This window comes from Pseudomonas sp. 43(2021), assembly GCF_017490805.1.
Lineage (GTDB): Bacteria > Pseudomonadota > Gammaproteobacteria > Pseudomonadales > Pseudomonadaceae > Aquipseudomonas.
This window is the reverse complement of record NZ_JAFGYJ010000385.1, coordinates 1-481: the sequence shown is the minus strand read 5'-3', so window position 1 is coordinate 481 and position 481 is coordinate 1. Positions and strand designations below refer to the sequence as shown.

At 63.0% G+C, this 481-nt stretch carries 1 protein-coding gene; it reads right to left on the bottom strand.

Going from position 1 to position 481, the window contains the following annotated elements:
* Nucleotides 1-17: 17 nt before the first annotated feature.
* Complete coding sequence (gspG, locus tag J5M71_RS27770) at nt 18-470, bottom strand: type II secretion system major pseudopilin GspG (protein WP_004196811.1); 453 nt, start codon at nt 468-470, stop codon at nt 18-20.
* Between the last annotated feature and the right edge of the window lie 11 nt (nt 471-481).

Sequence of the window (481 nt, the reverse complement as noted above, 5' to 3'; positions counted from 1 at the left end):
AGCGGGGCGTCAGCGGCTCATTGCCACGAGCCGATGTCGGAATCGTTGCTTTCGCCGCCTTCCTTGCCGTCGGCGCCGTAGCTGAACACGTCGATCTCGCCGTGCACGCCCGGGTTCAGATACTTGTACGAATTGCCCCACGGATCGTTCGGCAGGCGCTCGAGATAGCCGCCGTCCTTCCAGTTGTTCGGGATCGGATCGGTGGTCGGCTTCTGGATCAACGCGTTCAGGCCCTGGTCCTGGGTCGGATAGCGGCCGTTGTCGAGGCGGTACAGCTTGAGCGCCTGCATGATCGTGCCGATGTCCTGCTTCGCCGCGATCCGGCGCGCTTCATCGGGACGGCTCATGATCTTCGGCACGATGAGCGCCGCGAGAATGCCGAGAATCGCCACCACGACCATGATCTCGATCAGCGTGAAGCCGCGTTGACGGCGTGCTGCCTGAGAGCGGCGAGTGATCCACGTTTGCATGAGTGACTACC